Source organism: Cytobacillus firmus NBRC 15306 (assembly GCF_001591465.1).
Taxonomy (GTDB): Bacteria; Bacillota; Bacilli; order Bacillales; family Cytobacillaceae; genus Cytobacillus; species Cytobacillus firmus.
The window spans coordinates 1-886 of sequence record NZ_BCUY01000237.1 but is presented as its reverse complement, the minus strand read 5'-3'; the positions used below and the strand labels follow the sequence as shown (position 1 = coordinate 886).

General features: G+C 38.6%; 1 protein-coding gene. It reads right to left on the bottom strand.

Annotated elements, in window-relative coordinates; genetic code table 11:
- Positions 1-886: IS4 family transposase (locus BFI01S_RS22055; protein WP_061794466.1), on the bottom strand; the 886-nt coding region annotated here is incomplete at both ends.

The window sequence follows — 886 nt, the reverse complement described above, 5'->3', positions numbered from 1 at the left end:
CAAAAAACAATCAGTGCGATAAACACTTGATTTTGAACTGCCCATTCGCTTTGACCGTAGAATTTTTTGATGCTGAGATGTTGTTTAATCCACTTAAAAAATAGCTCAATTGCCCAGCGAGATTTGTACATCTCCGAAATTTCTTCGGCACTCAAATCAAAACGATTCGTAATAAGCTGGAGTTCATTTCCTTTTGAATCCATCACTTTTAGAAGGCGAAAGTAATTTTCAGCACGGTTTTGAGTCGTACCAATCAATACCATTTGGTCTGACAAAACAGCCGCTTTCTCTGGTAGGTTAAAATCGAAAACTTCCCGTATGACTGCATTTTTACGTAGTCTGGAAAGAAAAAAGTAGCCATCATCAGTCATGCGATCAAAGCGCTCGTAGTCTAGATAGCCACGATCAAACACATACATGCATTCCTTGTCATCCACCATGATTTCAAGCTGACCACGGTCATGTTCTTTTGCAGTTGTCATAACGGCTTTTTCAGGATAGGAAGTACCTTTTTCCATAAACACAAGACGGAGATGCAACTTTACTCCCGCCTTTGTTTTGCGAAATTTTGCCCATTTATGATTGGTTAAATTGAGTGGCAGCGTGCTTGAATCAATAATTTTTAACGGCATCACAAGTTTCGTATAGTACGTTTTGGTATGAATTTGTGATACTAAATCAAGGAAAAGCCTTTGGAATATATCTGGATTCATCCCATTCAATCGGCGTGACAGCTGAGAAATACTGATAGAATCAAGGTCGATTCCTTTTTGAAGCTGGTCATCGAATAGACTATCGCTTAGTGCATGCAGACTTTCGATTTCTTGTAGTTGCGCAAAAAGTAGTAATTTAAGGAATGACTCAGTCGTTAGTTTTTTCGTATAGT